This is a genomic window from Streptomyces sp. NPDC052107, assembly GCF_040680215.1.
GTDB lineage: Bacteria > Actinomycetota > Actinomycetes > Streptomycetales > Streptomycetaceae > Streptomyces.
In genome coordinates, this window is the sequence record NZ_JBFAWG010000191.1 from 1 (window position 1) to 5381 (window position 5381).

Here is a 5381-nt window from a genome sequence, read left to right on the forward strand (position 1 = left end):
GCTGCCCGGCCTACGGCCGGACAGCCCCTCACCAAGATCTTCATGAGCCTTCTAGGCCCCGGTGACCGCGTCGGTCACCGGGGCCTCGGGTGTGCCTGGGTGGGGCTCAGCCCTTGCGGGTCTTGATCTCCTCGGTCAGCTGCGGGACGACGTCGAACAGGTCGCCGACGACGCCGTAGTCGACCAGCTCGAAGATCGGGGCCTCGGGGTCCTTGTTGACGGCCACGATCGTCTTGGAGGTCTGCATACCGGCACGGTGCTGGATCGCGCCGGAGATGCCGTTGGCGATGTACAGCTGCGGCGAGACCGACTTGCCGGTCTGGCCGACCTGGTTGGTGTGCGGGTACCAGCCGGCGTCGACGGCGGCACGCGAGGCACCGACGGCCGCGCCGAGCGAGTCGGCCAGCGCCTCGATGATCGAGAAGTTCTCCGCGCCGTTGACACCACGGCCGCCGGAGACCACGATCGCGGCCTCGGTCAGCTCCGGGCGGCCCGTGGACTCACGCGGCGTACGCGCGGTGACCTTGGTGCCGGTCGCCTTGTCCGAGAAGGTCACGGCCAGGGCCTCGACGCCACCTGCGGCCGGGGCTGCCTCCACGGCGGCCGAGTTCGGCTTGACCGTGATGACCGGGGTGCCCTTGATGACACGGGACTTGGTGGTGAAGGACGCGGCGAACACCGACTGGGTGGCCACCGGACCCTCGTCGCCGGCCTCCAGGTCGACGGCGTCGGTGATGATGCCGGAGCCGATGCGCAGCGCCAGGCGGGCGGCGATCTCCTTGCCCTCGGCGGAGGACGGGACCAGCACGGCGGCCGGGGAGACGGCCTCGTAGGCGGCCTGCAGGGCGTCCACCTTCGGCACGACCAGGTACTCGGCGTACTCTGACGCGTCGTGGGTGAGGACCTTCACCGCACCGTGCTCGGCGAGCGTGGCGGCGGTGTCGGCGGCGCCATTGCCGAGGGCGACGGCGACGGGCTCGCCGATACGGCGGGCCAGGGTCAGCAGTTCGAGGGTGGGCTTGCGGACGGCACCGTCCACGTGGTCGACGTAGACAAGAACTTCAGCCATTACTACTCCTGGGCGAAAACCCCGAACTCCGGTCGGGGGAAGACACGTTGACTGCTACGCTCCGCTCGTGCCGTTCGGCATCGGGCAGGGCTTGTCCGTCGTGAGGCCGTCTCGGCCGAGCGAGAAGCCCCTTCGGGCGGAGTCACGGGAATGCACTCCTGCGAGGCAATCCACCGGGGCGCGGGTCTCGTTGCAACCGGCCCGCGCCACCGACCCCTAGATGAACTTCTGGCTCGCCAGGAACTCGGCCAGCTGCTTGCCGCCCTCGCCCTCGTCCTTGACGATGGTGCCGGCCGTGCGGGCCGGGCGCTCGTTCGCGGCCTCGACCTTGGTGAACGCGCCGTCCAGACCGACCTCCTCGGCCTCGATGTCCAGGTCGGACAGGTCCCAGGACTCCACCGGCTTCTTCTTGGCCGCCATGATGCCCTTGAAGGAGGGGTAACGCGCCTCGCCCGACTGGTCGGTGACCGACACGATCGCCGGGAGCGAGGCCTGAAGCTGCTCGGAGGCGGCGTCGCCGTCGCGACGGCCCTTCACGACGCCGTCCTCGACGGAGACCTCGGACAGCAGGGTGACCTGCGGGACACCCAGGCGCTCGGCGACCAGGGCCGGTACGACACCCATGGTGCCGTCGGTGGAGGCCATGCCGGAGACGACCAGGTCGAAGCCGGCCTTCTCGATGGCCTTGGCCAGGACCAGGGAGGTGCCGATGGCGTCAGTGCCGTGCAGGTCGTCGTCCTCGACGTGGATGGCCTTGTCGGCACCCATGGACAGGGCCTTGCGGAGCGCGTCCTTGGCGTCCTCGGGGCCGACCGTCAGGACGGTGACCTCGGCGTCGTCCGCGTTCTCCGCGATCTGGAGGGCCTGCTCGACCGCATACTCGTCCAGCTCGGAGAGCAGACCGTCCACGTCGTCGCGGTCGACGGTCAGGTCATCGGCGAAGTGCCGGTCGCCAGTGGCGTCGGGCACGTACTTCACAGTGACAACGATCCTCAAGCTCACGCCGGCTCTCCTACTGCATCGTCATTTCCGGGCTGCCTCTTGCACGCAGCATAGGCGCCTCAAGCGGCCGATCCCGGTCGGGGCGTCCGCGCGCTCCGACCGAAATATTACTCGTCAGTACACCCAGTTCATGCCCGCTAAGCAAGCGCTTTGAACTGTGACCTTCGCAACGCAGCGTAACCGGAACTCGACGGCTTCGCAGGCGGGGCGGACGTGATCAATCCCGCAGGCCGTTGAAGCGGCCCTGGTGGTAGAGGAGGGGGCGGCCGGCGCCCGTGGGGTCGCCCAGGACGACCTCGGCGAGCACGATCCGGTGATCACCGGCCGGGACCCGGCCGATGATCCGGCAGACCAGCCAGGCGAGCACGTCGTCGAGCACCGGTACGCCTTCCGGGCCCTCCCGCCAGGCGGTCGGCGCGCCGAAGCGGTCGGCGCCGCTGCGGGCGAAGGTGGCGGCCAGCTCGCTCTGGTGCTCGCCGAGTATGTGCACGCCGATGTGGTCCGTCTCGGCCATCGCGGGCCAGCTGGAGGCGCCCGTGCCGATGCCGAAGGAGACGAGCGGGGGCTCGGCGGAGACCGAGGTGAGGGAGGTGGCGGTGAAGCCGACCGGGCCGGAGGCACCACGCGCGGTGATCACCGCCACACCGGCGGCGTGCCGGCGGAAGGTGGAGCGCAACAGGTCGGGAGAGGCGAGCTGAACAGTGCCGAGGTCGGGCGAGGCCGTCATGGAGTTGTCCTTCTGCTGGAGGTCGCGAGCTGGGCCGTCGGGTCTCAACAGCCCGGACAGATGGCGCTCGCGGTGCGGGAGAGGTCGACGTGGACCCGCCCGTGGAGAAGGAGTTCGGTCGGCATACGGTCAGGCTGACGATAGTTGGTGCGCCCAGTCAAGCACGGTCCGGGATGCGGAAGGCACCGCCCCGTGTCCTGAGGGCCCCTCACACGGCCTCGCCCAGCGCCGCGATGACGTCGGCCTTGCGGGGCTGTCCCGTGGCACGCCGTACGACCCGTCCGTCGCCGTCGAGCACCAGCACGGTGGGCGTCTTCAGGATCTCCAGATCGCGCACGAGGTCCAGATGGGCCTCGGCGTCGATCTCGATGTGGGTCACCCCGGGGACCATTGCGGCGACCTCGCCGAGGACACGCCGGGTGGCCCGGCAGGGTGCGCAGAAGGCGCTGGAGAACTGGACCAGCGTGGCGCGCTCGCCGAGGTCGCCGCCCAGTTCGACGGCTCCCAGCCGCTTGCCCTCGTCCCGCCCGCGCACCCGCACTCTCCCGCTCCGCCGCTTGTGCAACACTCCGGCGGCGCTCGCCACGACGAGCACCGCCACGCACACCACCACTCCGGTCATCATCTGCACAAGCATTCACGAGACTGCAAAGATTCCCGCCTCCCGCGGGAGTTTCCGTTGCGGAATGCTGGATTCATGGACATCGACGTGAGGGGGCCGCGCTTCGGGGCGGCCGTGACGACGGCCGTTCTGGCCGTGGCACTGAGCCTGGAGAGCACCTGGGTACTGGGCTGGCAGACGCTGGCGTTCGCGGTGGGAGCGGCCGCGGGTGTACAGCGCTCGCCGTACGGCTGGGCGTTCCGTACCGCCGTACGGCCGCGACTTGGACCGCCGAAGGAGTTCGAGGCGCCGGAACCGCCGCGGTTCGCACAGGCCGTGGGGCTGGTGTTCGCCGGGCTCGGCCTCGTCGGGTTCACCGTGGGACCGCAGTGGCTGGGCCTGGCCGCGACCGGCGCGGCCCTCGCCGCCGCGTTCCTGAACGCGGCGTTCGGCTACTGCCTGGGCTGCGAGATGTTCCTGCTTCTGAAGAGGGCCACCGTACGGGCGGAGTAGAACGAGCTCAAGGATCCGAGGTGGGATGTAGGCCGACGTGACGAGAATCTCGCCGCCACCGGGCACCAGGGCTGGCTACCCGTCCGTTCTTCGGGCACGATCTGCGAGACGCCGTAAACCTACGGCTGCGTAACTTACCCGCCGGGAGCCCCCTTTCCCGAGCAGAGCAGAAAGGGTCCGTCCCGCCCATGGCAGAGCTGGTCTACCGTCCCGTCATCGGATTCGCCAAGACGATGTTCAAGGTCTGGGACCTGAAGATCGACTGCCAGGGGTCGGAGAACATCCCGCGCTCGGGCGGCGCCGTACTGGTGAGCAATCACATCAGCTATCTGGACTTCATCTTCAACGGCCTGGCGGCCCTGCCGCAGAAGCGCCTGGTGCGCTTCATGGCGAAGGAGTCCGTCTTCCGCCACAGGATCTCCGGTCCGCTGATGCGCGGCATGAAACACATCCCGGTGGACCGCGGGCAGGGCGAGACTGCCTACGCGCACGCGCTGGACTCGCTGCGCTCCGGTGAGGTCATCGGGGTCTTCCCCGAGGCCACCATCTCGCAGTCGTTCACGTTGAAGAGCTTCAAGTCCGGTGCGGCCCGGCTGGCCCAGGACGCAGGCGTCCCGCTCATCCCGATGGCGGTGTGGGGCACCCAGCGGCTGTGGACGAAGGGCCACCCCCGCAACTTCAGGCGCAACCACCTGCCCGTCACCATCCGCGTCGGCGAGGCCGTCGAGGCACCCCGCGACCAGTACGCGGGCGCCATCACCCGCCGGCTGCGCGAGGGCGTCCAGGAGCTGCTGGAGGCCGCCCAGCGCGCCTACCCGGGCCGCCCCAAGGACTCCACGGACTCCTGGTGGCTGCCCGCCCATCTGGGAGGTACGGCACCGACGGCGGAGCAGCTGCGGGCGGCCGAGGCGAGGTGACCTGCGGCGCCTTGGCCGGGGCCTTGGGGGCTTCGGCGCTTTCTTCGGCTGCGGGCCGGTGGGGGCTGGTCGCGCCCGCGCGGCGGAGCCGCATGTCTGACACAGCCCCGCGCCCCTAGGCGCCTGCAGAGCCGTCGGCTTCACGGCGCCGTCGCTTCGACAGGGTTCGCGATCGTGACGGGAGGGCCTGGCGGCTCTGGTGTGCCGAACGCTGTACGGGGGCTCGACGATGCGGCGCCGGTGGAAGGTGAAGTTGGCGGTTGCGGCCGTGCCGGCTCCGACCGGCTGGATCTGCGCGCCCTATGCCAAGGACCGGTGGCTGGTGCGCACCGCCTGCGACGGCGCGCTCCCCTCCGGGCTGCTGCACCGACTCGCGGCCGGCGGCGGCCACTTCACGAAGGCCGACGCGTCGGCGCATCCCCGGCTGGGCGACTACGGCTGCAGCGTCTCTGATTGGCTTAGCCTCGATCCACCGACCGATGCCTGTGGATGACGCTTGGGAAAATGAAGAAGTGCCTTGTGACCTGCGATGATGGGAGTTCTTCACGCTTC

At 69.9% G+C, this 5381-nt stretch carries 8 protein-coding genes; 3 read left to right on the forward strand and 5 right to left on the reverse strand.

The genetic code is table 11. The annotated features are described in order from the left end of the window. Positions 1-106 precede the first annotated feature (106 nt). From AB0M27_RS46390 to AB0M27_RS46410, 5 genes are all read right to left on the reverse strand, one after another. The gene (locus AB0M27_RS46390) at positions 107-1069 is read right to left on the reverse strand and encodes an electron transfer flavoprotein subunit alpha/FixB family protein (protein WP_365732234.1); all 963 of its coding nucleotides are present in this window, start codon (positions 1067-1069) and stop codon (positions 107-109) included. Between the two features lie 216 nt (positions 1070-1285). Continuing rightward, complete coding sequence (locus tag AB0M27_RS46395; protein ID WP_365732235.1) at positions 1286-2071, reverse strand: electron transfer flavoprotein subunit beta/FixA family protein; 786 nt, start codon at positions 2069-2071, stop codon at positions 1286-1288. 217 nt (positions 2072-2288) lie between these two features. Continuing rightward, positions 2289-2798, reverse strand: coding sequence for a flavin reductase family protein (locus AB0M27_RS46400; RefSeq protein ID WP_365732236.1), 510 nt, complete (start codon positions 2796-2798; stop codon positions 2289-2291). Between the two features lie 44 nt (positions 2799-2842). Further along, positions 2843-2923, reverse strand: coding sequence for a putative leader peptide (locus AB0M27_RS46405; protein ID WP_365732241.1), 81 nt, complete (start codon positions 2921-2923; stop codon positions 2843-2845). An 83-nt stretch (positions 2924-3006) separates the two neighbouring features. Then, the gene (locus tag AB0M27_RS46410; protein WP_365732242.1) at positions 3007-3420 is read right to left on the reverse strand and encodes a thioredoxin family protein; all 414 of its coding nucleotides are present in this window, start codon (positions 3418-3420) and stop codon (positions 3007-3009) included. Positions 3421-3495: 75 nt separating this feature from the next. Here AB0M27_RS46410 and AB0M27_RS46415 point away from each other — a divergent pair, with 75 nt between their 5' ends. From AB0M27_RS46415 to AB0M27_RS46425, 3 genes are all read left to right on the forward strand, one after another. Next, positions 3496-3912 (forward strand): DUF4395 domain-containing protein, encoded by a 417-nt coding sequence (locus AB0M27_RS46415; RefSeq protein WP_365732237.1) that lies wholly within the window; start codon positions 3496-3498, stop codon positions 3910-3912. A 188-nt stretch (positions 3913-4100) separates the two neighbouring features. Continuing rightward, on the forward strand, positions 4101-4829 hold the full coding sequence (locus AB0M27_RS46420) for a lysophospholipid acyltransferase family protein (protein WP_365732239.1): 729 nt from the start codon (positions 4101-4103) through the stop codon (positions 4827-4829). Positions 4830-5076: 247 nt separating this feature from the next. Continuing rightward, complete coding sequence (locus AB0M27_RS46425; RefSeq protein ID WP_365732240.1) at positions 5077-5322, forward strand: hypothetical protein; 246 nt, start codon at positions 5077-5079, stop codon at positions 5320-5322. Positions 5323-5381: the final 59 nt, after the last annotated feature.